This is a genomic window from Mesorhizobium helmanticense (genome assembly GCF_003034915.1).
Taxonomy (GTDB): Bacteria; Pseudomonadota; Alphaproteobacteria; order Rhizobiales; family Rhizobiaceae; genus Mesorhizobium; species Mesorhizobium helmanticense.
Genome location: NZ_PZJX01000024.1, coordinates 15675 through 42322 on the forward strand (window position 1 = coordinate 15675; position 26648 = coordinate 42322).

The 26648-nt window shown below is 63.5% G+C and carries 28 protein-coding genes and 1 tRNA gene; 10 read left to right on the forward strand and 19 right to left on the reverse strand.

The window, feature by feature from the left end:
- Positions 1–55: 55 nt before the first annotated feature.
- A complete protein-coding gene (locus C9427_RS09780; protein WP_107648988.1) occupies positions 56–1234 on the reverse strand; it encodes an HlyD family secretion protein in 1179 nt (392 codons plus the stop codon).
- Positions 1235–1381: 147 nt separating this feature from the next.
- On the opposite strand from C9427_RS09780, the gene C9427_RS09785 reads away from it, so the two are divergent.
- Positions 1382–2137 (forward strand): TetR/AcrR family transcriptional regulator, encoded by a 756-nt coding sequence (locus tag C9427_RS09785; RefSeq protein WP_167434300.1) that lies wholly within the window; start codon positions 1382–1384, stop codon positions 2135–2137.
- A 12-nt stretch (positions 2138–2149) separates the two neighbouring features.
- Here C9427_RS09785 and yihA read toward each other — a convergent pair whose 3' ends face one another.
- The 3 genes from yihA to C9427_RS09800 form a co-directional block, all read right to left on the reverse strand.
- Entirely contained in the window at positions 2150–2824 is a 675-nt protein-coding gene (gene yihA / locus C9427_RS09790; RefSeq protein ID WP_107648989.1) for a ribosome biogenesis GTP-binding protein YihA/YsxC, read from the reverse strand.
- Positions 2821–3459 carry a CatB-related O-acetyltransferase gene (locus tag C9427_RS09795; RefSeq protein WP_107649232.1) on the reverse strand — a complete coding sequence of 213 codons (639 nt, stop codon included), beginning with the start codon at positions 3457–3459 and terminating at the stop codon, positions 2821–2823. The genes yihA and C9427_RS09795 overlap by 4 nt, the downstream gene beginning before the upstream one ends.
- Positions 3460–3582: 123 nt before the next feature.
- Positions 3583–3903, reverse strand: a complete 321-nt coding sequence (locus tag C9427_RS09800; RefSeq protein WP_245437041.1) for a hypothetical protein — start codon at positions 3901–3903, stop codon at positions 3583–3585.
- Between the two features lie 103 nt (positions 3904–4006).
- On the opposite strand from C9427_RS09800, the gene C9427_RS09805 reads away from it, so the two are divergent.
- From C9427_RS09805 to C9427_RS09815, 3 genes are read left to right on the forward strand one after another with little or no spacing between them, the layout of a single operon-like run.
- The gene (locus tag C9427_RS09805) at positions 4007–4255 is read left to right on the forward strand and encodes a hypothetical protein (RefSeq protein WP_245437042.1); all 249 of its coding nucleotides are present in this window, start codon (positions 4007–4009) and stop codon (positions 4253–4255) included.
- A complete protein-coding gene (locus C9427_RS09810) occupies positions 4248–5534 on the forward strand; it encodes an HlyD family secretion protein (protein ID WP_107648990.1) in 1287 nt (428 codons plus the stop codon). The genes C9427_RS09805 and C9427_RS09810 overlap by 8 nt, the downstream gene beginning before the upstream one ends.
- Positions 5531–7078, forward strand: a complete 1548-nt coding sequence (locus tag C9427_RS09815; RefSeq protein ID WP_107648991.1) for a DHA2 family efflux MFS transporter permease subunit — start codon at positions 5531–5533, stop codon at positions 7076–7078. Before C9427_RS09810 ends, C9427_RS09815 begins: the two co-directional genes overlap by 4 nt.
- A gap of 284 nt (positions 7079–7362) precedes the next feature.
- On the opposite strand, the gene yidC is transcribed toward C9427_RS09815, so the two are convergent.
- Genes yidC through rpmH form a run of 3 tightly spaced genes read right to left on the reverse strand, consistent with a single transcriptional unit; the run spans position 7363 to position 9696 of the window.
- Positions 7363–9177 (reverse strand): membrane protein insertase YidC, encoded by a 1815-nt coding sequence (gene yidC / locus C9427_RS09820; protein ID WP_107648992.1) that lies wholly within the window; start codon positions 9175–9177, stop codon positions 7363–7365.
- A 14-nt stretch (positions 9178–9191) separates the two neighbouring features.
- Positions 9192–9545: a ribonuclease P protein component gene (gene rnpA, locus C9427_RS09825; RefSeq protein WP_097573941.1), complete on the reverse strand. Its 354-nt coding sequence runs from the start codon at positions 9543–9545 to the stop codon at positions 9192–9194.
- Between the two features lie 16 nt (positions 9546–9561).
- Positions 9562–9696 (reverse strand): 50S ribosomal protein L34, encoded by a 135-nt coding sequence (gene rpmH, locus C9427_RS09830; RefSeq protein ID WP_008833937.1) that lies wholly within the window; start codon positions 9694–9696, stop codon positions 9562–9564.
- A gap of 280 nt (positions 9697–9976) precedes the next feature.
- Here rpmH and C9427_RS09840 point away from each other — a divergent pair, with 280 nt between their 5' ends.
- Together C9427_RS09840 and C9427_RS09845 are read left to right on the forward strand one after the other, a co-directional pair.
- Complete coding sequence (locus tag C9427_RS09840; RefSeq protein ID WP_107648994.1) at positions 9977–11491, forward strand: sensor histidine kinase; 1515 nt, start codon at positions 9977–9979, stop codon at positions 11489–11491.
- Between the two features lie 217 nt (positions 11492–11708).
- A tRNA-Arg gene (locus tag C9427_RS09845) sits at positions 11709–11785 on the forward strand.
- A gap of 124 nt (positions 11786–11909) precedes the next feature.
- Here the strand turns inward: C9427_RS09845 and C9427_RS09850 are convergent.
- The 4 genes from C9427_RS09850 to C9427_RS33780 all read right to left on the reverse strand — a co-directional run bounded on the left by C9427_RS09850 (position 11910) and on the right by C9427_RS33780 (position 13797).
- Positions 11910–12461, reverse strand: coding sequence for a dihydrofolate reductase family protein (locus tag C9427_RS09850; protein WP_107648995.1), 552 nt, complete (start codon positions 12459–12461; stop codon positions 11910–11912).
- 17 nt (positions 12462–12478) lie between these two features.
- Positions 12479–12979: an SRPBCC family protein gene (locus tag C9427_RS09855; RefSeq protein ID WP_245437043.1), complete on the reverse strand. Its 501-nt coding sequence runs from the start codon at positions 12977–12979 to the stop codon at positions 12479–12481.
- Entirely contained in the window at positions 12954–13319 is a 366-nt protein-coding gene (locus tag C9427_RS09860; protein WP_107648996.1) for an ArsR/SmtB family transcription factor, read from the reverse strand. Before C9427_RS09860 ends, C9427_RS09855 begins: the two co-directional genes overlap by 26 nt.
- 226 nt (positions 13320–13545) lie before the next feature.
- Positions 13546–13797: a hypothetical protein gene (locus C9427_RS33780; protein ID WP_146172529.1), complete on the reverse strand. Its 252-nt coding sequence runs from the start codon at positions 13795–13797 to the stop codon at positions 13546–13548.
- A gap of 395 nt (positions 13798–14192) precedes the next feature.
- Between C9427_RS33780 and C9427_RS09865 the strand changes: the two genes are divergently transcribed.
- Positions 14193–14372 (forward strand): hypothetical protein, encoded by a 180-nt coding sequence (locus tag C9427_RS09865; RefSeq protein ID WP_107648997.1) that lies wholly within the window; start codon positions 14193–14195, stop codon positions 14370–14372.
- A 144-nt stretch (positions 14373–14516) separates the two neighbouring features.
- Here C9427_RS09865 and C9427_RS09870 read toward each other — a convergent pair whose 3' ends face one another.
- Positions 14517–15617: a LacI family DNA-binding transcriptional regulator gene (locus C9427_RS09870; RefSeq protein ID WP_167434301.1), complete on the reverse strand. Its 1101-nt coding sequence runs from the start codon at positions 15615–15617 to the stop codon at positions 14517–14519.
- A 593-nt stretch (positions 15618–16210) separates the two neighbouring features.
- On the opposite strand from C9427_RS09870, the gene C9427_RS09875 reads away from it, so the two are divergent.
- The 3 genes from C9427_RS09875 (at position 16211) to C9427_RS09885 (ending at position 20003) form a co-directional block, all read left to right on the forward strand.
- Positions 16211–17173, forward strand: coding sequence for a sugar-binding protein (locus C9427_RS09875; RefSeq protein ID WP_107649237.1), 963 nt, complete (start codon positions 16211–16213; stop codon positions 17171–17173).
- A 217-nt stretch (positions 17174–17390) separates the two neighbouring features.
- Entirely contained in the window at positions 17391–18935 is a 1545-nt protein-coding gene (locus C9427_RS09880; RefSeq protein WP_107648998.1) for a sugar ABC transporter ATP-binding protein, read from the forward strand.
- Positions 18936–19007: 72 nt separating this feature from the next.
- Positions 19008–20003, forward strand: coding sequence for an ABC transporter permease (locus C9427_RS09885; protein WP_107648999.1), 996 nt, complete (start codon positions 19008–19010; stop codon positions 20001–20003).
- Between the two features lie 50 nt (positions 20004–20053).
- On the opposite strand, the gene phnN is transcribed toward C9427_RS09885, so the two are convergent.
- The 7 genes from phnN to iolD form a co-directional block, all read right to left on the reverse strand.
- Entirely contained in the window at positions 20054–20683 is a 630-nt protein-coding gene (gene phnN / locus C9427_RS09890; protein WP_167434302.1) for a phosphonate metabolism protein/1,5-bisphosphokinase (PRPP-forming) PhnN, read from the reverse strand.
- Complete coding sequence (locus C9427_RS09895) at positions 20680–21819, reverse strand: alpha-D-ribose 1-methylphosphonate 5-triphosphate diphosphatase (protein ID WP_107649239.1); 1140 nt, start codon at positions 21817–21819, stop codon at positions 20680–20682. The genes phnN and C9427_RS09895 overlap by 4 nt, the downstream gene beginning before the upstream one ends.
- Positions 21820–21835: 16 nt before the next feature.
- Complete coding sequence (locus tag C9427_RS09900; RefSeq protein ID WP_107649000.1) at positions 21836–22543, reverse strand: DUF1045 domain-containing protein; 708 nt, start codon at positions 22541–22543, stop codon at positions 21836–21838.
- Positions 22544–22695: 152 nt separating this feature from the next.
- Positions 22696–23508 (reverse strand): 5-deoxy-glucuronate isomerase, encoded by an 813-nt coding sequence (gene iolB / locus C9427_RS09905; protein WP_107649001.1) that lies wholly within the window; start codon positions 23506–23508, stop codon positions 22696–22698.
- A gap of 4 nt (positions 23509–23512) precedes the next feature.
- Positions 23513–23755: a DUF3329 domain-containing protein gene (locus C9427_RS09910; RefSeq protein ID WP_107649002.1), complete on the reverse strand. Its 243-nt coding sequence runs from the start codon at positions 23753–23755 to the stop codon at positions 23513–23515.
- Positions 23756–23799: 44 nt separating this feature from the next.
- Positions 23800–24717, reverse strand: coding sequence for a myo-inosose-2 dehydratase (iolE, locus tag C9427_RS09915; protein ID WP_107649003.1), 918 nt, complete (start codon positions 24715–24717; stop codon positions 23800–23802).
- A gap of 42 nt (positions 24718–24759) precedes the next feature.
- Positions 24760–26619, reverse strand: a complete 1860-nt coding sequence (gene iolD, locus C9427_RS09920; protein ID WP_107649004.1) for a 3D-(3,5/4)-trihydroxycyclohexane-1,2-dione acylhydrolase (decyclizing) — start codon at positions 26617–26619, stop codon at positions 24760–24762.
- Positions 26620–26648: the final 29 nt, after the last annotated feature.

Here is a 26648-nt window from a genome sequence, read left to right on the forward strand (position 1 = left end):
GGCAGGCAGGGCGGCTCAGCGCTCAACAGGCCACTGAGCCGCCCCCCCAAAGTGCTCAGTTGGTCGTTGCGGTGGGCGCCGTGCGGCTGTCGACGGCGACGATGACGCTGAGGCCGGCGCGCAGCCTGCCTGTCTTCAGTACGTCCGCGGGAACGTCGATGCGGACCGGCACGCGCTGCACCACCTTGGTGAAGTTGCCGGTGGCGTTTTCCGGCGGCAGCAGCGAAAACACCGCACCCGAGGCCGGCGCCAGCGAAGAGACCGTGCCTTCGAAATCATGGCCGTCTATCGCGTCGACCGAAATCCTGACCTTTTCGCCGGGCACCAGCCGGCCGAGCTGCGTCTCCTTGAAATTGGCGACGATATAGAGCTTGTCCATCGGCACGATGACAGCCAGCTTCTGTCCGGGGCTGACAAGGTCGCCCTGCTCGACCGAGCGGTTGCCGACCACGCCGTCATAGGGCGCGCGCAGCACGGTGAAGGACAGGTCGCGCGCGGCCTTGTCGCGGCTGAGCTGCAGCGACGCCAGCGTGCTGGCGGATTCGGCGCGTTGCGCCTGCAGCACGCAGATATTGGCCTGGGCCGCCGCGATCTGCGCGTCCGCGCCGACAAGCGCTGCCTTGGCCTGATCGAGGGCGGTCTGGGCGTCGTCGAGCTGCGCTTGTGTGCCGACATGCGTCTTGAGCAGTTGCGCCGCGCGCTGCTGTGCGCGCGCCGCATTGTCGGTCGCGGCCTGGTCGGCGGTCTTTTGCGCCTGCGCCTGCTGCAGCGACGCGCGCGCCGCCTCTGTCTGCGCGTCGATGCGGTCGAGCGTCTTGCTCAGCGTGGCGATCTGCGCCTCGGCCTGGGCGACGGCTATCTTATAGTCGCCATCATCGACGGTCAGCAGCGGGTCGCCCGCCTTCACCTGCTGGTTCTCGCTCACCTCGACCTGGTCGACATAGCCTGAAATTTTTGGCGAAATGAACGCCATGTCGGCCTGGACATAGGCGTCATCGGTTGAGATCATGAAGCGGCCGTCGGTCCAGTAATGGTAGCCATACCAGGCGCCGGCGCCGAGCAGCCCAAGCCCGATGATGGGCAGCAGAAGCGAGCGCACCGAGCGCTTCTTCTTGGCCGGCGCCGCAACCGGAACCTCGATGACGGGTTTAGTTTCCGGCGCCTCGACCGCCGGTGCGGTCTTGGCGTTGGGGAAGGGACGAACTTCGGCGGTAACGGACGCGTTCGAGGACATGGTGTTTCTCTGCCAGTCAGTCTATGAGGAAAAGCTATCATACTGAACCGTTCGGTTCGAACTGGACATTGACTTAGCGCTAAAAGGGGCCCATATCAAGGGCAATCGAACCGGTCGGTTCGAATTATTTTGCGAGGTGCGACTTTTATGGGCGAACCACGACCAGATGCCGGTCCGAATGCTGGCCCGGATATTGGCAAGGACCAGTGCGATCTGCTGGACAGCCTGCGTCGCGGACGTCCGGCGGCGGGACAGGATCCGGTCAAACGCAGCCAGATCATCGACGGCGCCCGCCGTGTCTTCATCGACAAGGGCTTCGAGGCCGCCTCCATGAACGACATCACCCGCGAGGCTGGCGTCTCCAAGGGCACGATCTATGTCTATTTCGCCAACAAGGAAGAGCTTTTCGAGGCGCTGATCGAGGAAGAGCGCGGCACGATCTTCAAGAACATGTACGATATGCTCGACCGCGCCGACGACCTTCGCCAGACGCTGGTGAAGTTCGGCAAGGTGCTGTCGCTCAAGATCACCTCGGCCAAGGTCATCCAGGCGCAGCGCACGGTGATCGGCGCGTCCGATAGGATACCCGACATGGGCGCGCGTTTTTATGAGCGCGGCCCCAAACGCGGCCACGACAGGATGGTGGCCTTTCTCAATGCCGCCATCGAGCGCGGCCTGCTCAAGATCGATGATGTCGATCTTGCCGCCTATCAGTTCACCGAACTGTGCCTGGCCGGTCTTTTCCGGCAATGCATATTCGCCTACCGCACCAAGGCCCCGAGCCAGGAAGAAATCGACCACATCGTCAGGTCAGGCGTCGGCATGTTCCTGAAGGCCTACGGCACCGAAAGGCTTGCCGAGGAAGAAAGCCACCAGATGATTGCGCTGGAGGCGAAGCGCTAACCTGTTTTTGCTCTATCCGCCATTGGCCGCAAGCACGATCGCCGCGCGCAGCTCTTCCAGGCCCTCGTTTCTTTCCGACGATGTCGCGAGAACGAACGGAAACGCCGCCGGCCGCTTCTTGATTTTCGCCAATGTCTCTTCGATCAATCGCGGCACGCCGGCGGCCTTGATCTTGTCGGTCTTGGTCAGCACGATCTGATAGGACACCGCCGCCTTGTCGAGCAGCGACAGCACCTCGTCGTCCTTGGCCTTGATGCCATGGCGGGCGTCGATCAGCACGTAGACTCGTTTCAGCGTCACGCGGCCCTTGAGATAGTCGAAGACCAGCTTCGTCCAGTCGTCGACCTTTTCCTTGGGCGCGCTCGCATAGCCGTAGCCCGGCATGTCGACCAGCGCCATCGGCGGCAGGTCGGCGCCTTCGCCCGAAAATCCATCCGGCACGAAGTAGTTGAGTTCCTGCGTCCGTCCCGGCGTGTTGGAGGTGCGCGCCAGTCCCTTCTGGTTGACCAGCGCATTGATCAGCGATGATTTGCCGACATTCGAACGGCCGGCAAAGGCGATCTCCGGCGGCCCTTCCGGCGGCAGGAACTTCATCGACGGCACGCCGCGGATGAAGATCCAGGCTTGCGTGAACAGTTCGGGAGCGATCGCGGTCTTGTTGCTTGTCGTTTTGTCTGTCGCGCTCAAACCGCGGCCTCCAGGCGAGCAATGTCGGCGCCTCTGATGGCATCGAGGTTGCGGCTGATCTTGTCCACCGGCCAGTCCCACCAGGCCGCCATCAACAGCCGCCTGATCGTCTTGTCGTCGAAGCGCATTTTCACCACCTTGGCCGCATTGCCGGCGACGATCGCATAGGGCGGCACGTCGTGCGTGACCACCGATTTCGCCGCCACGATGGCGCCATGGCCGATCTTGACGCCGGGCAGGATCACCGCCTCCATGCCGATCCATACATCATTGCCGAGCACCGTGTCGCCGCGTATTTCCTTCGACCACGTCTTCGGGTCGAAACCCTGTTCCCAGCCATGGCCGAAGATGTTGAACGGGTAGGTCGAGAAGCCAGACATGGCATGGTTGGCGCCGTTCATGATGAAGCGCGCGCCCTCGGCTATGGCGCAGAATTTGCCGATGATCAGCCTGTCGCCGATGAACGGATAATGATGCAGCACGCAGCGCTCGGCGAATTTGTCCGGCCCGTCCGGGTCGTCGTAATAGGTGTAGTCGCCGATCTCGATGTTCGGCGCGTTGACCAGTCCCTTGAGGAAGCCGACGCGCGTGTGCATCGGGATCGGGTGCTTGATGTTGGGGTTGGGTCCGTCCATGTCGAGGTCCGTCGAGTGGTTGGCAGCCGCGCGCAGGTGAAATCCGCATGCGCCGTTCAAAATAGCGTGATCCGCCCTATAGCGCCAATCGCCTGATGAGCGTGCCCTGCAAGGCTTCGATGTTCACTTCGTGGCTCGGCAAATCACGATCGGATCGGACATCGGCCGGTCGAAACCGCTGCCCTGGTAGACGCTGACATTCACGGCGCCTGGCGGCAAAAGGAAGCTGCCCTCGACGATCTTCTGATCGCCGGTCGGCATATGCAAAGCCCAGCTAAAGCTGCAGAACTGCGGCGCCGCCTTGGGTTCGACAAGGCCGCAGTTCAATTGCGCGCCGCCCAGCATCGCGGCCCCGCCACAGCTGACTGCCTCCTCGGCGACGGCCGGAAACGCACAGCCCGACAGGACAGCCACGGTCGCGATCCTGAGCCAGTTCATCGTCATCTTTTCACCGGCCCCATGCCGGTCCTTCCTTTGCGCCACCGCCGATGTGACATTTGCTCCAGGCGGCCTAATCCATCTTGCACACCGCGTCCAGCAGGATTATGTGCATGATGATAATAAGCATGCTCACGAAAAGTTGCTAGCCGACTCCAATATCCCTGCCATGTCCTCAACACCCAACATCAGCTTCGTGCTGCACGATGTCGCGCGCCTGCCCAGCAAGCGGTTTGAGCAGCGTTCGCGCGCCTCCGACGCCCACCAGTATCAGCTGCAAACCCTATCCCTGATCAAGTTCAATCTGCCCGAGGCTTGCGTCCAGCCAGCCGCCGACTGGGAGAAAATACATGGCTGAATCAACCTCACCAAAGAAGCCGGCCGGGGAACCTTCCGCGGATCGGGCGAGCGACCAGATAATCCGGCTGGACAGCGAACGCGAGCAGAGGCGGGCCAACACGGTCATCGACGATGACGAGCTGGAAGCGCCGGTTGCCCTGGAGCCGGCGGTACTCGAGGCTCCGTCCCCGCAGCCGCGGCAAGCCACGGTCACCGTGGCGCCTCCCGCTCCGGTCAAGCCCCGGCGCAGCCTGACGCGGCCGATCCTTTTTGCGCTGCTCCCCGTGGCGCTGGCCGTCGGCGGCTACTACTACGTTGTCGGCGGCCAGGTCATGACCACCGACAATGCCTACATCCAGGCCCAGTCGCTCGGCGTTTCCACCGACGTCTCCGGTACTGTCACCGAGATCGACGTGCACGAGAACGAGGCGGTGAAGAAGGATCAGGTGCTCTTCCGCTTGCGGCCGGCTTCCTTCGAAACCGCTCTCGCCGCAGCCCAGGCCCAGCTGGGCACGGTGCGCAACCAGGTGCTGACCTTGCAGGCGAGCTACCAGCAGTCGCTGGCGCAGATCGAGCAGGCCGAGGCCGACATTCCCTATTTTGAGGCAGCCTTCCAGCGTCAGCAAGATCTGCTCAAGACCTCCACCGCCTCCAAGGCAAGTTTCGACAGTGCCCAGCATGACCTTGTTGCCGCCCGCCAAAAGGTGTCCGTGGCCAAGGCCCAGGCTCAAGCGACGCTTGCCCAGCTCGGCGACGACGCCAACCAGCCGGTGGAGAAGAATCCTTTCTACCTCCAGGCCCAGTCGGCCGTGGACGACGCCCAGCGCAACCTCGGCGATTCCGTCGTCAAGGCGCCGTTCGACGGCATTGTCACCAACGTCGACGCGCTCCAGGTCGGCAAGTACTTGCCGGCGTCGCAGCCGGCGTTCAGCCTGGTTTCGGCGAGCGATCTCTGGATCGCGGCGGAGCCGAAGGAAACCGAGCTGACTTATGTGCGGCCGGGGCAGACGGCGACCATCAGCGTCGACACTTATCCGGGCGCGGTCTGGCATGGCACGGTCGCCAGCATCAGTCCCGCTTCGTCGTCGAGCTTTTCGCTGTTGCCCGCGCAGAACACCACCGGCAACTGGGTCAAGGTCGTGCAGCGTATTCCCATACGCGTGACCGTTGACGATCCCCAGGGCAAGCCGCCGCTGCGAGGCGGAATGAGCGTCGTCGTCGGCATCGACACCGGCCATGCGCGCGGCTTGCCGGACTTCGTCACCAACCTCATCGACAGGTTCGAGCAGAAGTCATGACCAGCGCGTCGGCGACGGATGGCGCATCGGTGGTCGCCAATCGCGGCGCCATTACCGCCTGCGTCATCCTTGCCGTCATCATGCAGGCGCTGGACACGACCATCGCCAACGTGGCGCTTCCCTATATCCAGGGCAGCGTGTCGGCGAGCGCCGACCAGATCAACTGGGTGCTCACCTCCTATATCGTCGCGGCCGCCGTGATGACGCCGCCTTCCGGCTACCTTGCCAATCGTTTCGGCCGCAAGCGCATTCTTTTGACCTCGATCACCGGCTTCGTCGTCGCGTCCGTGCTTTGCGGGTTCGCGCAGTCGCTGCCGCAGATCGTTGGCTTTCGCCTGCTGCAGGGCCTGTTCGGCGCGGCTCTTGTGCCGCTCTCGCAAAGCATCCTGCTCGACATCTACAGCGTCGAAGAGCGCGGCTCGGCCATGGCGCTGTTCGGCGTCTCCGTCATGGTCGGACCGGTGCTCGGACCGGTCATAGGCGGCTGGCTGACCGAAAATGTCAGCTGGCGCTGGGTCTTCTACATCAACGTCCCGATCGGCATGCTGGCCTTCGCCGGCGTGTCGATGTTCGTGCTGGAAACCAAGACGGACCTCAAGGCAAGGCTCGACTGGCTGGGATTTGGCATGCTCAGCATCACCATCGCGGCGCTGCAGATGTTTCTCGATCGCGGCGAGCAGCTCAACTGGTTCTCGTCATCCGAGATCATCGTCGAGGCGCTGATCTGCGCCTCGGCCTTCTACATCTTCCTCGTCCACACCTTCACCGCCCGCAATACATTCGTTAATCCCCGGCTTTTCCTCGACAGGAATTTCGCGGTCGGGATGGTCTTCATTTTCATCATCGGCATCACCTATCTGGCCTCACTGGCCCTGATGACGCCCTATCTGCAGACGCTGATGGGATATCCGGTGGTGACGGCCGGCATCGTCATGGGGCCGCGCGGCCTTGGCACCATGGCTTGCATGTTTTTGGTCGGCAGGCTGGTCGGCAAGGTGGATACGCGCTGGTTGCTGCTGACCGGCCTGCTGGTCACCGCCTGGGCGATGTACGACATGACCGGCTGGACCCCGGACGTGTCGCAATGGACGATCATCAGCACCGGCTTCATCCAGGGCGCGGGGCTCGGCTTCCTGTTCGTTCCGCTCACCACCATCACCTTCGCCACGCTGGCGCCGGAGCGGCGCGCGGAAGGAACCGGGCTCTACAATCTGTCGCGAAACATCGGCTCCAGCGTCGGCATATCGGTCGTCACTGCGCTTTTGACGCAGAACGTGCAGATCAACCATGCAAACATCGCCACTTATGTGACGCCCTACAATCAGGCGTTCAGCAACCCGGCTATCTCCGAGGCAATGAACCCTTACAGCGCCGCCGGCCGCGCAGCGCTCGACGGCGTGGTCACGCTGCAGGCGACGATCATCAGCTATATGAACGACTTCAAGCTGATGATGATCCTGTCGCTTGCCGCCATCCCGCTGGTTCTGCTGCTGCGCAAGCCTTCGACCCCGGCCAAGGTCGATCACAGCGCGGTTGTGGACTAATGCTTCGGAAGCGCGTTCCAGCCTATGCGTCTGGATAAGTCGCCGCCGCACAAGGCCTCGGAACCTCAACCGGGGTCCCGCGAAGGATGACGGGACCCCGGTCGCCGGCACGGCCTCCCAAACACCGGCGCCAGCGCGCCGGAAGCCGTCACCGTGGTATGGCGATGGAGCAGCAACGCAACATGGCAAGCCAAAGTTTCGCCGCCGGCGAAATGTGATCGCCGACAACAAAAACCCCGGACGAGCCGGGGTTTCGCAAATTCGATATAGGATCGGGGCGCCCGCTATTCCGCGGGCGAGGGTTTCTTGCGGAACATCGCCACCAGATTGTCCCACAACTCGATCTTGGCGCCCTGGCGCTTCATGATCACGCCCTGCTGGATGATCGAAAGCGTATTGTTCCAGGCCCAGTAGATGACCAGGCCGGCGGGGAAACCCGCCATCATGAAGGTGAAGATGACCGGCATCCAGGTGAAGATGGCGGCTTGCGTCGGGTCCGGCGGCGTCGGGTTCATGCGCATCTGCAGGAACATCGTCACGCCCATGACCAGCGGCCAGACGCCGATCATCAGCATGTGCGGCAAGGTGATTGGAATGAGGCCGAACAGGTTGAAGATCGAGGTCGGATCGGGTGCGGCCAGATCCTGGATCCAGCCGAAGAACGGTGCGTGTCGCATTTCGATGGTGATGTAGAGCACCTTGTAGAGCGCGAAGAAGACCGGGATCTGCAGCGCCACCGGCCAGCAGCCGGCGATCGGATTGATCTTCTCGGTCTTGTAGAGCTCCATCATCGCCTGCTGCTGCTTCATCTTGTCGTCCGCGTATTTCTCGCGGATTTCGAGCATCTTGGGCTGCACCTTCTTCATGTTCGCCATCGACGCGTAGGACTTGTTGGCGAGCGGGAAGAAGAGGGCCTTGACGATGACGGTGGTGGCGAGGATCGCCAGGCCGAAATTGCCGAAGAATTTGTAGAGCGTGTCGATCAGCCAGAACATTGGCTTGGTGATGAAGTGGAACCAGCCCCAGTCGATCAACAGGTCGAACCGCTTGATGTGGCGGTCCTCGGCATAGGCATTGATCTTGCCGACTTCCTTGGCGCCGGCGAAGACCTCGGTCTCGACGGTCGCCGACTGGCCGGCGTCGATATTGATAGGGTCGGTCAGGAAGTCGGACTGATAGCGGTGCCGGCCATCCTCGAAATAGGCATAGCGCGGCTGGAACGGCTGCTTCTCGGTCGGCACCAGCGTCACCGCCCAGTATTTGTCGGTGATGCCCAGCCAGCCGTCGGTCGATTTGCCTGGCTTGAATTCCCTGTCCTTTTCGATGGACGCGTATTTGTGTTCCTGCAGGCCTTCCTCGCCGGTGAAGCCGATCAGGCCTTCAAACAGCACATAGATGCTGGCAACGGACGGCTTGTCGAAACGGGTGACGCGGCCATAGTTGAACAATGAGACGGCGGCGGCGCCTGAATTCTGCACCGTATCGGAAACCGTGAACATATAGTCGTTGTCGACCGAGAAGGTGCGCTTGAAGGTCAGGCCCTTGTCGTTCGAATAGGTCAGCGTCACCGGGCTCGACGGCGTCAGTGTCGCATTGCCGTCGACGGTCCACACCGTGTCCGAACCTGGCACCGCGCCTGTCTTGTCGTTGCCGACAAAGCCGATCTCGGCAAAATAGCCATTGGGCAGCGCCGACGGATTGAGCAGTTCGATCTCGGGCGAGTTCTTGTCGACCGTCTCCGTGTAGTGCTTGAGCTTTATATCGTCGAGACGCGCGCCGGTAAGGTTGATCGAGCCTTCCAGGCTTGGCGTGTCGATCTTGACGCGGCTGGTCGCCGCCAGCGCCTGATCGCGGCCGGCCGCTGTCACCACTTCGCCGCCGGGCGCGTTGGGAATGGCGCCCGGCGGCGGCGCCGGCGTTCCCGCGCCGCCGGGATTGGCGCCTTCGGCCGCCTTCTTCTGCTCCGCCACCCGCTGCTCCTCGATGCGGGCCGCCTCGCGCTGGGCTTCGACGCGCGGGTTCATGTAGAACACTTGCCACAGCGTCAGGATCAGCACCGACAGCGCGATGGTGATGAAGAAGTTCCGGTTGTTTTCCATCGAAAGCCCTTGGCCTATCGTGTTCCGCGCAATCGGCGGGAGAGTTCGGCCTTCAACTGGCCGAACGGAATGGCAAGCACGTCTTCGCGCCCGACGATGACATAGTCATTGCCAGGCGCCATGTCATCGGCCGCATGCGTGCGCACGGCTTCCCTGAGCCGCCGCCTTATGCGGTTGCGCACCACGGCGTTGCCGACCTTCTTGGTGACGGTATAGCCGACGCGCGGCGACAGTTCGTCGCCGCGGTCGAGAACCTCGACGAGAAAAAGCCGCCCGCGGCGCTTTTCACCACGCCGGACGGCCAGGAATTCCGCGCGCTTCAGAAGCCGCTTGGGATTTGGTCCCACTGGCTTGCCGGTGGCGGGCAACGATCTCGTCTTCCGTTCAGGCGCTGAGCCGCTTGCGGCCGCGGTTGCGGCGGGCTGCGACGACGCCGCGACCACCCTTGGTGGCCATGCGGGCACGGAAACCGTGCCGGCGCTTGCGGACGAGTTTGGACGGTTGGTAGGTACGCTTCATTTGTTTTAATACCGCGGGGTGCGGCCCTTCTTGATTCTGTCACTCTGTAACAGGAGCTCTGCCGGGCCGGTTTTGGCGCGATCGAAACCGCGCCGGGACGAATGGCCCGAGCGTGAGCGGGCTTATAGAAAGAAGGATTTTGGAAGTCAATCCGGTGCCGTCAGGCCGACGGTCGAAGTCTTGAAGTTCCGGTGCGATGTTTCGACGAAGGATGAATTTGGCAAAAAAGCCGCAATCCCCTAATCTCGGGTGATCAAGCGATCGTGAAGACAAGAGCAGCATGAGTGAAGTCCCAACCGCGGATGAACGGGTCGATCCGGCGAAGACCGCCGCCGGAACGGCGGCGCGTGCCGTGCCTCCCCGCACGGTGCCCTTGTCGCGTGGCCTGTCGACAAAGCTGCTGCTGCTCACCATCGTCTTCGTGCTCCTGGCCGAAGTGCTTATTTTCCTGCCCTGGATCGCCAGCTACCGGGTGAGCTGGCTGAAGGAGAGGTTGGGCACGGCTGCCGCCGTGTCGATCGTGCTGGTGCAGGGCGACCCCGCCTCGCTGTCGCGCGCCGCCCAGAACGATGTGCTGATGGCGATCGGCGCCAAGGCGATCGCCGTGCGCGACGGCGGCGTCTCGCGGCTTCTGGTCGTTGCCGAGATGCCGCCGCATGTCGACGAGCATATCGATATCGCCAATGTCGGCATGCTCAGCGGCATGACCGGCGCCCTCGACACGCTGTTTTTCGGCGGCAATCGCATGCTGCGCGTGTTCGGGCCGGTGGGCGAGAGCGACAAGGAGTTCGAGCTGATCATGCCCGATCACAGCCTGCGCAAGGCCATGCTGATCTATTCGCGCAACGTCGCCTTCGTCTCCCTGCTGATCTCGCTGTTCACCGCCATGCTGGTCTATGCCGCCATCGACCTGATCATGATCGGCCCGATCCGCACGATGACGCGCTCGATGCTGTCCTTCTCTGAGGCGCCGGACGATCCCGGCCGGATCATTCGCCCCGCCGAGCGCTCCGACGAGATCGGTGTCGCCGAGCGTGAGCTTTCGCAGATGCAGGAGCGGCTGCAAAAGATGCTCTCCGAGCAGAAGCACCTTGCCGACCTTGGCCTCGCCGTGTCGAAGATCAACCACGATATGCGCAACATCCTGGCCTCGGCGCAACTGATATCCGACCGGCTGCGCCAGGTCAGGGATCCGACGGTGCAGGCCTTCGCGCCGAAACTGCTGCGCGCGCTCGATCGTGCGGTGTCCTATTCGGAAGGCGTGCTCGCTTATGGCCGCACGCAGGAGCCGCCGCCTTCGCGCCGCCGCGTCAGGCTGCGCCAACTCGTCGAGGACGTGCAGGGCCTGCTCGACATCGAAGAGGGCATCGAATTCGTCAATGCCGTCGAGCTCGCCTTCGAGGTCGACGCCGATTCCGACCAGCTTTTTCGCGTGCTCACCAATCTGTGCCGCAACGCCTTGCAGGCGATGGCGGCGGACCAGGAGAGCGCCCTGGTGCGCCGGCTGGCGGTGTCGGCCGAGCGCCTGGGCAGCGTCAGCCGCATCATCGTCACCGATACCGGCCCCGGACTGCCGCCGAAGGCGCGCGAAAACCTGTTCGCCGCATTCCGCGGGTCGGCCCGCAGCGGCGGCACCGGTCTTGGCCTGGCCATCGCCCATGAATTGATCCGCGCCCATGGCGGTACGGTGGAGCTTGTCGAAAGCGTTGGCGGCCGCACCACCTTCGCGGTCACCATTCCCGACCAGCCGGTCCGGCTCGACCAGGCCCGCAGCGGTCTGCGCCGTCCCGCCTGATCCCCAGCATTCCCTGATCCGGACCAATTTCGGGGGAAGGTGCGCAAACGGCTTTCCGTCGGGAATTGCGCCGAGCAAAGAGCAGGCCATGAGGCGAACCGCAAAACTTTTGCCGGATCGGCTTGCTTTTCGGAAATTCAGTCGCTAGGGAACACTCCACATTCGCGGCCGGTCGTTAAGGATCGGATCGCGGGCTATGCAGAGCATGGCCTGTTGCGCGCCCGTAGCTCAGCTGGATAGAGCACCAGACTACGAATCTGGGGGTCAGGAGTTCGAATCTCTTCGGGCGCGCCATTTTCCGCCGAATGCCGCCGTCCTCTCCGCCCTGATGCGATGATGATTCAAGCCCGTCGGAGACAAGGCGGCTTTCGGCGCTTCGCGGCGTCAATGGCGCGCGCGACCTGCCGCGGCCCGTTCGCTACCCGCCCACTGCATAAGTCAGGATCATCCCGCCGATCTTGAGCGGGCGCGCGCTTTCTAGGCGCATCTTGACCTGCTGGTCCTGCGGCTTGAAGAGGGGATTGCCCCCGCCCAGCACCATCGGGGCGACGCAAACGCGGTGTCCGTCGACGAGTCCGGCGGAAAGGAGCGAGGCGAGCAGATCCGCGCTGCCGAACACGTAGATGTCCTTGCCGTCCTCCGCCTTGAGATCCCTGACCGCCTCGGCCGCATCACCCTTCAGGAGCCGCGTGTTGTTCCACGTCGCCTTGTCGAGCGTGCGGGTCGCTACCGCCTTTTCGACCGAGTTCATCATGTCGGCCACCGCACCGGTCGCTGTGGCCCAGTGACTGGCCATGCCCTCATAGGTCCGCCGTCCGAAAAGCAGCGTGCCGATCTCCCGGCCCTGCTCGAGCGAGAACGCCTCCAACTCGTCTCCCCAGACCGTCTCAAGGAAGCCGAGGTCCCACGGGCTCCTACCCTCGAAATAACCGTCGAGCGACATCACGTTCCAAACCACCAAACGTCTCACTGCATCACTCCTCTGCTTCAGCCCTTCAGGGCATCGACGTGTCTGGCGAGCTTGTCGAGGGTCTGATAGCCTAACTCGACGGCCCCAAATCCGATCCCGCCATCGCGATGCGCCTTGGTCGGATGCAGCTGACGCAATGTGACGACAGTCTTCCCATTGCTCTGCTCGTCGAAGGTAACGATAGTTCTGAATTGGTTTGGATCGTCATCCTTATCGGCGCCGTGGTTCATTTCGAGCAGGTGTGGCGGTTCGATCTTCAGGAACACCATGCGGTTGTCATAGCGCGTGCCGTCGGGACCAACGAAGACGAATCTCCACTGGCCGCCGACGCGAACATCGATCTCGTGAGTTTCGACCTTGAAGCCTTCTGGCCCGAACCATATCGGCAAGTGCTGCGGATCGGTCCATACCTTGAACACCAGTTCGCGCGGTGCGGCGATGACGCGCGAGAGAACGATCTCGCGATCGAGTGCCCACGAATCGAGGGGCGAATTACTTCCGATGCGCTCGCTTGCCACGCTTTTTCTCCGTTGTTTGCAACTCGAGGATATAGTCTTCCATCCGGTCGAGCCGTGCTTCCCAGATCTCCCGGCGCGCGCTGAGCCACTGCTCGGCGCGTCCGATCGCTTCGGCGGAGACGCAGCACGTCCGCGTTCGGCCAATCTTCTCGGTAGAGATGAGGCCGCTCGCCTCGAGGACCTGCACGTGCTGGACGATAGCCGCCAGCGTCGTCTCGAAAGGCGCGGCCAACTCGCTCACTGACGCGGGACCTTGCGTGAGCCGATCAAGAACAGCCCGCCGCGTTGGGTCGGAAAGCGCGTGGAAGACGCGGTCGAGCTGCGGCGATTGGTCAAGCATATGCTTTAGTATCGCAGGCGCGCAAAAAGTCAAGCAATTCCTTTAGTATTGTGCCGGACACCAGCCAACCGGGCCAGCCTGGCTGCCGCTCATAAGTGGTTCTTAGCGGAATCGTGCAAGCCGCGTAGGCGGCCCTAGTTCGACGCGCCCGCCGCCGTGATCGGCAGCAAGCCGTGAGGCGCAAAGAAAACGCACGTCAATGGGGCGGCGGCACGGCCCGGTAGGCTCAGTTGACCTGTTCGATCAGTGGAGACGGTGTCTGTTCAATCAGCGGAGCCGCCGTGCAATCTTGCCCGGTGCACTCCTCGACAGGATCATCTGCCGGCGGGAGGCAGTTCTGCCCCTCGCAATGAACTGGCGGCTGCTCTTTCGTGATTTCGCTGTCCTGTGCAACAGGCTGATCCTCGGCGCGAACGGCCGGCATCCCTGCCAGGCCGATCATGGCCGTGCACAGGAGCGCAATCCGAAGGAAATTCATTTTCGCCTCCGCGGCTGACAGCAGGCGGCATCCTACACTTTGGAACTGCGGCCGGCATCTGTCACCCGCAAACGGTGTTAACAGCGCGTTTCGGCGGGCCGACCGGCTTCGGATGCTCCTGGCCCGCGCCGCCGGCGGAACAGTTCGTCAACTCGAGGTAAGCGCGGGGCTCCGCCATCCTTCATTTGAATGCTTCGCCGATATTAGCATTGACGCATACATCTTCGCCAGCCGGAGCCCCCCGCAAAGCCCCTCCGGTAAGGCCCGGCTCCATCCCGTTTGACAGGAGCCGGGCCGCTGCTTCGCCCTTGGGCCACAAGCCGTGGAACGAGTGTTTGTCTTTCGCGACTACATCATGAAATAGGGGGAAGGCTCTGAGACCTGAAGATCGCGCGATGTGCAAAAGGGTAATCGACCAGGTAACCGCTGACGCCAAATGGTACAGCACCTCAATCGATGGCGAGGTTCTGGCCTCGACCACGCTGACCCTCTTCCAAGCCGGCGTCATCAACGAAACGAATTTGCTGGCGCATGTTCGCGCACGTCGCCACGATTTCATGAAGCCGGCCGGCTAGCTCTACCCGCCCGTCATTGGCGCCGCGTCCGCCCTTGACACTTCGCGATTTACTGCGCCGGCCAAGGCCGGCTGGCCGCAGCGCTGGCCGGCCGCCGAAAAAAAATGACAGGCCGCCGTATTGTCAGACCAAGCGAATGCGTGGTCAGCCCGCCGCAGCGCCAACCGACTCCCGTTCGACCAGCGGGCATTCGAGCTTGGTGATGGGATAGCGGCCCCTGCCGGGCGGCGCGGGGATCTCGAGCTGTTCGATCGCCCATTGCCCCATCGCCATATGCGGCAGGATCGATGTCGTCAAAGGCGGGAACAGATGGCGGGCGATCTCCTCGTCGTCGTAGCCGACGACCGAGATATCCCCGGGGATGTGCAGGCCGGCTTCCTTCAGCGCCTCATAGCAGCCGATCGCGGTGCGGTCGTTCTGGCAGAAGATGGCGGTCGGCCGGTCCTTCAGCGCGAGCAGCTTGACGGTCGCCGCATAGCCCGCACTTGCCGACCAGTCGCCTTCGACCACCAGCTCCGGATCGAACGGGATGTCGGCGGTGGCCAGCGCCCGGCGGTAGCCCTTCAGCCGGTCCTGCGCCGCTTGCATCCAGGGCTCGCCGGTGATGGTGGCGATGCGGCGGTGGCCATGGCCGATCAAGTGCCGGGTCGAGCTTTGCCCGCCGGCGATCTCGCTCGGCACCACGGCGGGGAAGGCGTAGTCCGACGTATAGCAGTTCAGCAGGATGACCGGGATGTCGAGGCCGTAGAGATAGTCGGGGGCCGATATCTCGCGGGTGAAGATGGTCATGTAGATCAGCGCCGAAATCCCCCGCTTGGTCAGCGCCGCGATGGCGCGGGGTTCCATGACGGCATCGCCCATCGTCTGCGCAACCAGCAGCACGTTGCCGGCGTTCCATGAAGCCTGGCGCGCCCCCTCGATGGCGACCACCGCCTCGGGGCTGGTCGCCAATTGGTCGACGGCGAAACCGATAACCCCATCCAGTCCTTCGAACGGCGCGACGGGGGCACGCAGCGCGGAAAAGGCGGGCGGCGCATAGCCGAGAGCCCGCGCGGCCTCGATCACCCGCTCGCGGGTCTGCTGCGACAGCCTGATGCCCGGCGTGTTGTTGAGCACGAAGGAGACCGTCGCCTGCGAGCAGCCGGCGGCCCTGGCGATGTCGGTCATGGTGACGCGGCCCTTCGGGTTCTTGCCCGCCGGCTTGCGGCGCCTGGTGGCTTCGAGGGCATCCGTCGGTTCGCTCATGGCAGCATGGTTCCCAATCCCGGCCTGTTCTTAAGCAAAGGCCACGCGTGGCGGCAAGATGGCCCGGCGTGACGCATTTATGGAAAATGGCAGTGCGCTGATCATTATTAGCAGGCGGCGCTGACGGTGCGACGACCGCCACGCGGTAAACAAAGTCTACGCGGTTTTTCCCAATTTTGCTGCGCTGCAACAGCGCAGTCGACTGCCAATGTCCTCCTCCCCTACGATTCCGCTGCTCGCGACTCCTTGCGCCGGGCGGGCGATTTCAAACCGCATAACTAATAGTTATTTACTAATAGCCGCAAGCAATCTAGTGTCAATCCGCCGTGTCCGTCTCGGGTCGAGCCGGACGCTGCGAAACCACCGTGCGACGTGCCGAAGTGGCCGGAAGAAGGCCGGGGAGGGATGCCGTACAATCACGAAAATGTCAGACAAATCGGACTATTTACGAACGTCGAATGTGTGTCTAGAGTTCGGTTTGCGGCTTGGAGTGGCGCCGTTCTTTCGCTGCCGCAACCCTTGAGGAGGAGGCGTCCAGGCCGCAATCGACAAATTTCAGATCAGAAATGACTGTGCCAAATGGGAGGTTGAACATGAAATCTGTAATGCGAACTGCATCCGTAGCCGCGGCGGCTCTGCTGCTCGGCCTGTCGGCGAGCGCGATCGCGCGCGCCCAGGACAAGCCGACGCTGGCCTTCGTCGTCAACGGCGCGTCCGACTTCTGGAAGGCGGCGGAAGCCGGCGTGAAGAAGGCGCAGGGCGAGTTGCCCGACTACAATCTTGAGCTGAAATATCCCGAGCAGTCGTCGGTCGCCATCCAGCAGCGGCTGATGGACGATCTGGTCACCGCGGGCGTCAAGGGGATCATGGTGTCGGCCGTCGATCCCAAAACCTCGACCGACGGGCTGAACAAGATCGCCTCGGAAACGGCGCTGTTCACCACCGACAGCGACGCCCCGCAGACCAAGCGCGTTGCCTATATCGGCTCGTCCAACGTCGATGCCGGCAAGCAGGCGGCCGAGATCGCCAAGAAGGCGATGCCTGATGGCGGCAAGTGCCTCGGCTTCGTCGGCCTGCTTGGCGCCGACAATGCCAAGGAACGCATCCAGGGCATGAAGGACGGGCTCGCCGGCACCAAGATCGAACTGATCGACGTGCGCGGCGACGATATCGACCAGGCCCGCGCCAAGAAGAATGTCGAGGACGCGCTGGTCGCCAGCCCCGACGTGACCTGCATGGTCGGCTTCTACTCCTACAACACGCCGCGCATCTATGAAGCGCTGCGCGACGCCGGCAAGCTTGGCCAGATCACCGTCGTCGGCTTCGACGACGATCCGATCACGCTGGGCGGCGTCAAGGAAGGCACGGTGGCTGCCACCGTCGTCCAGCAGCCCTTCGAATGGGCCTATCAGGGCATGAAGCTGATGGCCGCCTATCTCAAGGGCGACAAGTCGGGCATTCCGGCCGACGGGCTGATCATCATCCCGACCAAGATCATCGGCAAGGACGATGTCGACGCCTACGCCGCCGAACTGGCGAAGATGGCGGGCAAGTAAGACAAAGCAGCGGTGCCGGCGCAGGATTTCTGGAGCCGGCGCTCGTATTGACGGGCCTCGCGAGGCCCGTCAGTCTGCGTGGAGCAATTCCAGGAAAAGTGTGAAGCGGTTTTCCGTCAGGAATTGCGCAAACAAGAGTTAGAGCGGTTCGGTGTTTCCGGAAACGATGAACCGCTCTAGGTCTCGTTTTGGGGGCTACCGGCTGCTGTCAGGCGTGATGAATTATTCCGACACATCCATCGTTGCATCGACGACCGCTCCGTTCCTGAGCCTGGAGGGCGTGCGCAAGACCTATCCGGGCGTGGTCGCGCTGGACGGGTTCTCGATGGAAGTCAGGCCAGGCGAGATCATCGGCCTGGTCGGCGAAAACGGCGCCGGCAAATCGACGCTGATGAAGATACTCGGTGGCGTGACCAGGCCGGACAGCGGCACCATCACGGTCGACGGCGTCGCGCATGACGGTCTGACCGTCGAAGGCAGCCTGGGTTCGGGTATCGCCTTCGTCCACCAGGAACTCAATCTGTTCGAAAACCTCGACGTCGCCGCCAATATTTTCTTCGGTCGCGAGCCGTTGCGCGGCGGTCCGCTCAAGCTGGTGGATCGCGCCAGATTGCGCATCCAGGTGGCGCCCTTGCTCAAACGCGTTGGCGCCAATTTCTCGGCCGACACGCCGGTATCGGCCCTGTCGCTTGCCCAACAACAGATGGTCGAGATCGCCAAGGCGCTGTCGATCAAGGCGCGGCTGGTCATCCTCGACGAGCCGACCTCCAGCCTGCCGCTTGCCGAGACCGACAAGCTGCTCGACGTCATAAAGGCGCTGAAGATCGAGGGCATCAGCGTCATCTTCATCTCGCACCGCCTGCACGAGGTCGAGCGGGTCGCCGACCGCGTCGTGGTGCTGAGGGACGGCATGCTGGCCGGTACCTTGCCGAAGAGCGCCATCAATCACGACCAGATGGTCAAGCTGATGATCGGGCGCATGCTGAAGGAGCGCGAGAAGGCCTCGGAAGCGGCGCGCGCGCCCGGCTCCGTCGCACTGTCGGCCAAGGCGGTACGCACCGGCGCCTATCCCGACCGGCCGGTCGATCTAGACGTCAGGCATGGCGAAATCCTCGGCCTGGCCGGCCTGGTCGGCTCCGGCCGGACCGAGCTGGCGCGCGTTCTGTTCGGCATCGACGAGCGCTTTGGCGGCAGCGTCAAGCTGGACGGACAGGAACTGGCGCTGAAATCGGCCGCCGACGCGGTGGCCCATGGCATCTTCCTCGTCCCCGAGGATCGCAAGCTGACCGGCGTCCTGCTCGACCTGTCGATCGCCCAGAACATTTCGCTCCCCAATCTGCCGGCGCATGCAAGACATCAGCTGGTCTCGGCCAGCGCCGAGGTCGCCACCGCCGAGAAGCAGAAGAACAATCTCGGCATCAAGGCGCCCTCGGTCGCGACACGCACCGGCACGCTGTCGGGCGGCAACCAGCAAAAGGTCGTGCTCGCCAAATGGCTGGCGATGAACCCCAAGGTCATGATCCTCGACGAGCCGACGCGCGGCATCGACATCGGCGCCAAGGCCGAGATCTACGGGCTGATGCGAGCGCTGGCCGACGCCGGCGTCGCCGTGCTGATGATCTCCAGCGACATGGAGGAGGTGATCGGGGTCTCGGACCGTATCGCCGTCATGCATGAGGGCCAGATCTCGGGCATTCTCGACAAGGACGACTTCAGCCAGGAGAACGTGCTGCTGCTGGCCGTGGGCAAGAAGCCGAGATAGGTTTTTGGTTTGCCGCAGGTTCCGCAAAACTGCGGAACACTTTTGCGGAACCTGCATAGGGGAGGGATAACGATGAGCAAAAAAGATCTCGGTCTGTTGATCCTGATCCTGGTGGTGGGAGCGGTGGTTGCGATCATCAACCCGCGCTTCCTCTTGCCGATCAACCTTGCCAACACGTCGAACCTGATCGGCCTGTTCGGCATACTGTCGATCGGCCAGGCCTTCGTCATCATCACCGGCGGCATCGAATTGTCGGTGGGATCGGTGGTCGCGCTGCTCGGCACGCTGTTCATCGACTTGATCGCCGTGCGCGAGATGGAGTGGCCGCTGGCCTTCGTGCTCATCATCGTGCTCGGCGCCATCATCGGCCTGGCGCATGGCTGGCTGATCACCCGGCTGAAGTTGCAGCCTTTCGTCGTTACGCTGTGCGGCCTCTTGATCTATCGCGGCGTGGCGCGCTTCTACACCGGCGACGGCACGGCGGGTTTTGCCTTCGGCCAGAATTTCCCCGATCTGGAATTCCTGACCGCCGGTCGCAGCTACGGCGTGCCGAACTCCTTCATCGCGCTCATCGTCATCTCCATCGTCATGTGGGTGGTGCTGCATCGCTCGGTGTTCGGGCGCTATCTCTATGCCATCGGCAAGAACGAGGAGGCGGCGAAATATTCCGGCATCCGCACCGGCCGCGTCGTCATCGCGGCCTATGTCATCTGCGGCGTGCTGACGGCCCTGTCGGCGATCTATTTCGCCATGTACACGCGCTCGATCTCGCCGGCCAGCCATGGCCAGTTCTATGAACTCTACGCCATTGCCGCCGCCGTGCTCGGCGGCTTTTCGCTGCGCGGCGGCGAAGGCTCGCTGATCGGCGTTCTCCTTGGCACGGTGCTGCTGCAGGAGTTGCAGAACCTCGTCAATCTGCTCGGCATCCCCTCCTCGCTCAACTTCGCGGTGATGGGCGGGGTGATCCTGATCGGCGTGCTGGTCGACCAGCAATGGGGTGTGTTCCGCGAGCGCCGCCTGATGCTCGACGCCACCCGCAAGGGCGCCGCCGGGGCGCCGGCGGAGTAGCGGCACCGCCTCTTCCTTCTCCCCTTGTGGGAGAAGGGAAAGAGGCATCCCTAAATAAGCCCTGACATGTCTGAAAAGGCCATCGCCTTTCGCAGCACCTCGGCGAAACGCTCGCCTGCCGCTTCGCGTGGACCGCCATTGTCGATCGAGGTGACACCAGGCCCGGACAGCGCGACATTGGCGCTGCGCGAAAGCCGCGCCAGCACTTCGCCGCGCGACTCGCGTCCGCGCATGGCCAGCCGCTCGGCCAGGATTTCCGGCGACGCGGTGATCTCGACGACCGCCAGATTGGCGTAGCGTTCGCGCAGCTTCGGGATGATCGCGCGGGACACGTTCGCCACAGCAACGCGCCCGTTGGCGACCGAACTGTCGACTTCCGCCGGGATACCATAGTGCAGGCCATGCGCTTCCCAGGAAATGGCGAAGGCGCCGTCGGCTTCGGCCTCAATAAAGGCCGCGTCGGCCAGCGTGTCGTGCTCCTCGCTCGCGGCGTCGCTCGGCCGGGTGATGACGCGGCGCACGAACTCCAGCCGGCTTTCCTCGGCAAACAGGACGCGGGCATAGCCGATCACCGTGTCCTTGCCGGCGCCGCTCGGCCCGACGACAGCGACGAAGACGCCTTCGCGGATCGGAAACGCCTCAGTCGACAATTCGCGCTCGATCAACGCCGACACCATCATGCGACGCGCCGACCCTGCCGCCAGACGGTGCGCACGACAGGCACATGGTCATCGACGCGCACGCGCACCAGATCGGCGCGCCGGCCCTGTTCGATGACGCCGCGATCGCTGAGGCCGACCGCCTCGGCCGGGTTCTTCGACACCATCGCCACCGCTTGCGGCAGCGAAATACCTTCGACCACATCGCCGAGGAAGAAGGCCGACTGGATCAGGCTGAAGGGAATGTAATCGGACGACAATATGTCGAGCAGCCCGTCGCCGGCCAGCGTGCGGGCCGAGACATTGCCCGAATGCGAGGCGCCGCGCATGACGTTCGGCGCACCCATCAGCACGCCAAGCCCGGCCTGCTTGGAGGCCCTTGCCGCTTCCTCGGTGGTCGGGAATTCGGCGACGCGCACGCCTTGCTCGACCGCCTCGTCGACATGGCCTGTCGTGGCGTCGTCATGGCTGGCCAGCACGATGCCGCGCTCATGGCAGGCGGCGGCGATGAAGACGCGGTTCGGGCCTGAATTCATCGCCGATTCCGCCATCCGCTTTTCGCAGAATTTCTGGAAGTCGCTATCCGTCAGCTTCAGCTTGCGCTGGTAATAATAGGCATAGGTGTCGAGATCGACGAACTGGCGCTGGCCCGGCGCATGGTCCATCAGCGATGCCAGCCTCACCCTTTCGTCGCGATCGAAATTGGCGAAAGCCCTGAGGCAGTCCGGCGCCGAAACCTCGCAGCGCAGATGGATGAAATGGTCGGCTCTGAGCCGGTCCTGCGTGACGCTGTCCTCGATCGCGTCGGCCAGCTTGCGGATGTCGTCTGCGTTCAGGTCGGCATCCTCGTCCATGCCGACGCGCAGGGCGTCGAGCACCGTGGTGATGCCGGCGGTCGCCACCTGCGCGTCGTGGGCGAGCACGGCGGCGATCGGGTTCCAGCGCACTTTCGGCCGCGGCGCGTAATGGCCTTCCAGATGGTCGGTGTGCAGTTCGACCAGCCCTGGGATGATGTAGTCGCCACCCATGTCCTCGCCCGAACGGGCGGCGCCCGGATCGATGGCGGCGATCAGGCCGTCGCGCAGCACTAGCGAGCCTTCGACGATCTCGTCGGCAAGCACGATGCGGGCGTTGGCAAGAACGGTCTCGGCGGTCATTTCAGGCAGTCCTATCTCAAGCAGTTTTTCTTGCCGGGCGACGCCCGAGCGCATGATGGGATAGCACCATGAACGGGGCGCCGGGTTCGGTTTCGACAAACAGCGTCAACGCGTCCACCGGCACCGGCCGCAGCAGGATCTCGGCAAACAGACGCTCGATTGCTGCACGAAGACGAAGGCTTTCCTGTGGCCCGGCGCGGCCGGACAGCGTCATGTGGAAGCGAAAAGTCTCGAAGACGTAGGGGTAGCCCCACTGGCACAGATTGCGGAACTCGTCCGGCTTCAGCGAATCGGGGCTGCGCCGTTCGATTTCGGCCTCGGTCAGCGGCGCGCGAAAGCGATCGAAGGCGAGCACGACATCGCCGGCGAAGCGATTGAGCGCCGGCAGCGGCGCTTCCGGCACCAGCGCAAAGAAGCCGTCGATCTGGCTGACGACAAGGCGCGGGATCATCACCACGGGCGTCGCTTCGGCAAAGCTGTCGAGTGCGGCGCGCAACGAGGCTTCCGTCTCGCTCGCAGCCAGCCGGAAAGGCGCCTTCAGCGTCGCGTGAAAACCGTAGCGACGTGCCGAAGCGGTGTGAAAGGCGACTTCCGCCGCCGACAAATCACCCACCGCCTCGACCGGCCGGGTCGCGGCGCCGAACGGGTCACGGCCGAGCCAGTTGGCGGCGATCCGCGCCAATGGCTCGTCCTGCCTCGGGGTGAAATAGATCGCGTAGCGCATCGAAAATCCTCGTCAGCACCGCTGCCATAGGCGATTTGCATGACGAATTGACGAAGCTTTGCGGCATTTTCGATGGCAAACCCGCCGGGTCGGATCATTAGCCGACGTTTTTTTCGTTCTGGACCAATCAATGCAGCCGTGGGAACGATCGATCAGGCCTTCATCAGCCATTCGTGCTCCGGCGCGTTGTGGAATTTCCACGTCCGCTTCGGCCCGGCCATGACGTTGAGATAATAGAGGTCATAACCGTGGCAGGCGGCACATGGGTGGTAGCCCTCGGGCACAAGCACCACATCGCCGTCCTCGATCGCCATCGCCTCGTCCAGCGCACGGGCGCCGTTCCCGTCGGCATCGGTATAGACGCGCTGGAAGGCAAAGCCCTGCGGCGGGTTGAGCCGATGGTAGTAGGTCTCCTCGAGATAGGATTCATCAGGCAGATTGTCCCGGTCGTGCTTGTGCGGCGGATAGCTCGACGTATGGCCGCCCGGGGTAATGACTTCGACCACCAGCAGCGAGTCGGCCGGCTTGCCTTCCGGCAGGATGTTGGTGACGTAGCGCGTGTTGGTGCCCTTGCCGCGCACCTCCTGGCCGAGATCGTCCGGCGCGATGACACGGACAGGCAGGCCACCGCCAAGTCCGGGCGCCGAGCAGACGGCCAGTTCAAGATCGGTGTCGGCGCTCACCGACCAGTCCGAACCCTCCGGCACATAGACCGACCACGGCTTGCCTTCGAAGGGCGACATGCGCTGGCCGAGCAGGCCGAGATCCTTGCCGCCGGCCATCACCTTGCCCTTGCCGGTGACGAACACCAGGCAGACCTCGCGGTCGACGGTTTGCCCGGACGCCGTCTCGCCGGGCTTCAGCCGGTGCAGGTCGAAGCCGACATAGGTCCAGCCGGCGCTTCTGGGCGTGACATGGGCGACGCGGCCATGGCCCTTGTTGGCCTTTACCAGCAGTTTCGACATCGGGTCATTCCTTCGGTTCGGCTTCAGCCGATGCCTCAGGCTCGGCGCCAGCCGATGGCCTGCTCTCGTCCGCCGGCTTGTAAAGATAGAAGAACTGCCAGACGGCGTAGCCGGCGAAGCCGAGCGCAATCATGCCCCAGAACGGCGTGCCGGAGGCGAATTCGATCACCGCCCACACCAGGCAGACCGCGACGATGGCGACACGCCGCCAGAGCGGCCGGAAGAATGGGTGTTCTGAATCCTTCATCGGACCAACCTATAGCAAGCCTGCTTCACCGGAAACCACCGCAATCAGGCATTGGGGAAGCCCTGTGTTTCGACCGTGTAGCCCGCGGCGGTCATCACCCGCATCAATTCCTTGTAGCCGACTTCGGCCATCTTGAGCGGCGGATTCTTCTTCGGGTCCTGCTCGGCCTCGACCACGAACCAGCCTTCGTAGCCATGATCCGCCAGCCTTTGCACGATGGCGCCGAAATCGAGCGAGCCGTCGCCCGGCACGGTGAAGGCGCCCAGCGCGACCGCATCGAGGAAGGATTGCCTGGTACGGTCGAGCCTGTCGATCACACCCATTCGCACATCCTTGACATGGACATGATTGATGCGCCGGTGGTGATTGTCGATGGCGCGCAGCACATCGCCGCCGGCAAAGGCCAGATGGCCGGCATCGAGCAGCAGCGGAATGCCTTCGCCGGAATGGCGCATGAAAGCATCGAGTTCCGGCTCGGTCTCGACCACCGCCGCCATATGATGGTGGTAGGAGAGCGGCATGCCTTGCTCGGCGCACCACTCGCCGAATTCGGTCAGGCGCCGGGCATAGGCCTTCATCTCGTCGCCGGAAAGTTTTGGCTTGGTGGCCAGCGGCTTCGAACGGTCGCCCTGGATCGAGCGGCCGACCTCGCCATAGACGATGCAAGGCGCGTTCACCGCCTTGAACAGATCGATCATCGGCTGGATGCGATCCTTGTTTCCCGCCATGTCTTCGTCAACCAGCGTGCCGGAGAACCAGCCGCCGCAAAGCGTCACGTCGGCCTCTCTCAGGATAGGCAGCATGACCTTGGGATCGTTGGGGAAGCGGCGGCCCATCTCCATGCCGGTGAAGCCCGCCGAGCGCGATTGGCGTAGACATTCCTCCAACGACACGTCGTCGCTCAATTCCGCAAGGTCGTCGTTCCACCACGCGATGGGGGACATGCCCAGTTTGGCTTTCAAGTCGGCACTCCAATGTCTAGTCGTTGCAGGACGGACCTGAGCTCAACCTTGCCGGTCGCCCAAGGCTTCCTCGTATTTCTTGCGCGCGGCGTTGACCTGCGGCCGCACCGAGACTTCCGGCACGGCGACATCCCACCAATGACCGCCGGCATCGGTCGACACCAGCGGGTCGGTGTCGATGACCAGCACCGTCGTCCTGCTATTGTCCTTCGCCTTTGCCAGCGCCGTTTCCAGCCCGGCGATCGACGGCACTTTCTCGGCGATGGCGCCAAGACTTGCCGCATGCGCGGCGAAGTCGATGTCGGGCATCGCTTCGTGGCGGGCGTCCTTCAAGAGATTGTTGAAGTTGGCGCCGCCGGTCGCCATCTGCAGCCGGTTGATGCAGCCATAGCCCCTGTTATCGAGCAGCACGATGGTGAGCTTGAGACCGAGCATCACCGATGTGGCGATTTCGGAATTCATCATCAGATAGGAGCCATCGCCGATCATGACGACGACCTCCTGGTCGGGCTTCGCCATCTTGGCGCCGAGCCCGCCGGCGATCTCGTAGCCCATGGTCGAGAAGCCGTATTCGCCGTGGTACGAACCGGGCGCTCCCGCCTGCCAGAGCTTGTGCAGTTCGCCCGGCAGCCCGCCCGACGCATTCAGCAAGATCACGCCGGAACCCATGGCACGCTGCACGGCGCCGATCACCTGCGCGTCCGAGGGATAGGCGGCATTGGTCGAGGCCGTCACCTTGCCGGCCTCGGCCTGCCACACCGTCTTGCCCTTGACTGCATTGTCGGTCCATGCGGCCGGCGCCTTCCAGCCTTTCAATGCCGCGCCGAGTTCGGCGAGCCCTTCGGCCGCGTCGGCGACCAGCGGCAGCGCCCAGTGCTTGCCGGCGTCGAAGACCTGGGCGTTGAGGCCGATGATGATCTTGCCGGAATTCTTGAACAGCGCCCAGGAGCCGGTGGTGAAATCCTGCAGTCTGGTGCCGACGGCAAGCACCACGTCGGCCTCCTCCGCCAGCCGGTTGGCTGCCGAGGTGCCGGTGACGCCAACCGCCGCCATGTTGAGCGGATGATCGTCCGGCAGCGAGGATTTGCCGCCTTGCGTCTCGCAGACCGGAATGCCGGCGCCCTGCACGAGCTTGGCCAGTTCTGCGGAAGCCTGCGAATAGAGCACGCCGCCGCCGGCGATCACCAATGGCTTTTTCGCGCCCTTCAGCGCCGCCACCGCAGCGGCCAATTCGCCACGGTCCGGGCGCGGCCGGCGCTGATGCCAGACCCGCTCGGCAAAGAAGCTTTCGGGATAATCATAGGCTTCGGCCTGCACGTCCTGGCAAAGCGACAACGTCACCGGTCCGCATTCGGCCGGATCGGTCAGCACCTGCATGGCGCGATTGAGCGCAGGCATAATCTGCTCCGGCCTGGTGATGCGGTCGAAATAGCGCGACACCGGCCTGAAGCAGTCATTGACCGTCGCCGTGCCGTCGGAAAAATCCTCGGCCTGCTGCAGCACCGGATCGGGCAAGCGGTTGGCGAAGACGTCGCCGGGCAGAAACAGGACGGGCAACCTGTTTACATGCGCAAGCGCCGCCGCCGTCACCATGTTGAGCGCACCGGGGCCGATCGAACTGGTCGCCGCCATGAAGCGGCGGCGGAAATTGGCCTTGGCATAGGCGATCGCGGCATGCGCCATCGCCTGTTCGTTGTGGGCGCGGAAAGTCGGCAGTTCGTCGCGCACCTGGTAAAGCGCCTCGCCGATGCCGGCGACATTGCCATGGCCGAAGATCGCCCAGACACCGCCGAAGATCGGTATCCTCTTGCCGTCGATCTCGGTCATCTGGCGGGACAGGAAACGGGTCAGCGCCTGCGCCATCGTCAGGCGGGCCATCTTCGGGCGGATTGTCTTGGTCATGTGTTTTCCTCCGCAGTCCTTATGCCGCG

Bases quoted from the DNA above. Each gene is read 5' to 3' on its own strand.
- C9427_RS09780 (WP_107648988.1), bottom strand. From the start codon at position 1,234: ATGTCCTCGAACGCGTCCGTTACCGCCGAAGTTCGTCCCTTCCCCAAC.
- C9427_RS09785 (WP_167434300.1), top strand. From the start codon at position 1,382: ATGGGCGAACCACGACCAGATGCCGGTCCGAATGCTGGCCCGGATATT.
- C9427_RS09795 (WP_107649232.1), bottom strand. From the start codon at position 3,459: ATGGACGGACCCAACCCCAACATCAAGCACCCGATCCCGATGCACACG.
- C9427_RS09800 (WP_245437041.1), bottom strand. From the start codon at position 3,903: ATGACGATGAACTGGCTCAGGATCGCGACCGTGGCTGTCCTGTCGGGC.
- C9427_RS09810 (WP_107648990.1), top strand. From the start codon at position 4,248: ATGGCTGAATCAACCTCACCAAAGAAGCCGGCCGGGGAACCTTCCGCG.
- C9427_RS09815 (WP_107648991.1), top strand. From the start codon at position 5,531: ATGACCAGCGCGTCGGCGACGGATGGCGCATCGGTGGTCGCCAATCGC.
- yidC (WP_107648992.1), bottom strand. From the start codon at position 9,177: ATGGAAAACAACCGGAACTTCTTCATCACCATCGCGCTGTCGGTGCTG.
- rpmH (WP_008833937.1), bottom strand. From the start codon at position 9,696: ATGAAGCGTACCTACCAACCGTCCAAACTCGTCCGCAAGCGCCGGCAC.
- C9427_RS09840 (WP_107648994.1), top strand. From the start codon at position 9,977: ATGAGTGAAGTCCCAACCGCGGATGAACGGGTCGATCCGGCGAAGACC.
- C9427_RS09860 (WP_107648996.1), bottom strand. From the start codon at position 13,319: ATGCTTGACCAATCGCCGCAGCTCGACCGCGTCTTCCACGCGCTTTCC.
- C9427_RS33780 (WP_146172529.1), bottom strand. From the start codon at position 13,797: ATGAATTTCCTTCGGATTGCGCTCCTGTGCACGGCCATGATCGGCCTG.
- C9427_RS09865 (WP_107648997.1), top strand. From the start codon at position 14,193: ATGTGCAAAAGGGTAATCGACCAGGTAACCGCTGACGCCAAATGGTAC.
- C9427_RS09870 (WP_167434301.1), bottom strand. From the start codon at position 15,617: ATGAGCGAACCGACGGATGCCCTCGAAGCCACCAGGCGCCGCAAGCCG.
- C9427_RS09875 (WP_107649237.1), top strand. From the start codon at position 16,211: ATGAAATCTGTAATGCGAACTGCATCCGTAGCCGCGGCGGCTCTGCTG.
- C9427_RS09880 (WP_107648998.1), top strand. From the start codon at position 17,391: ATGAATTATTCCGACACATCCATCGTTGCATCGACGACCGCTCCGTTC.
- C9427_RS09885 (WP_107648999.1), top strand. From the start codon at position 19,008: ATGAGCAAAAAAGATCTCGGTCTGTTGATCCTGATCCTGGTGGTGGGA.
- phnN (WP_167434302.1), bottom strand. From the start codon at position 20,683: ATGATGGTGTCGGCGTTGATCGAGCGCGAATTGTCGACTGAGGCGTTT.
- C9427_RS09895 (WP_107649239.1), bottom strand. From the start codon at position 21,819: ATGACCGCCGAGACCGTTCTTGCCAACGCCCGCATCGTGCTTGCCGAC.
- C9427_RS09900 (WP_107649000.1), bottom strand. From the start codon at position 22,543: ATGCGCTACGCGATCTATTTCACCCCGAGGCAGGACGAGCCATTGGCG.
- iolB (WP_107649001.1), bottom strand. From the start codon at position 23,508: ATGTCGAAACTGCTGGTAAAGGCCAACAAGGGCCATGGCCGCGTCGCC.
- C9427_RS09910 (WP_107649002.1), bottom strand. From the start codon at position 23,755: ATGAAGGATTCAGAACACCCATTCTTCCGGCCGCTCTGGCGGCGTGTC.
- iolD (WP_107649004.1), bottom strand. From the start codon at position 26,619: ATGACCAAGACAATCCGCCCGAAGATGGCCCGCCTGACGATGGCGCAG.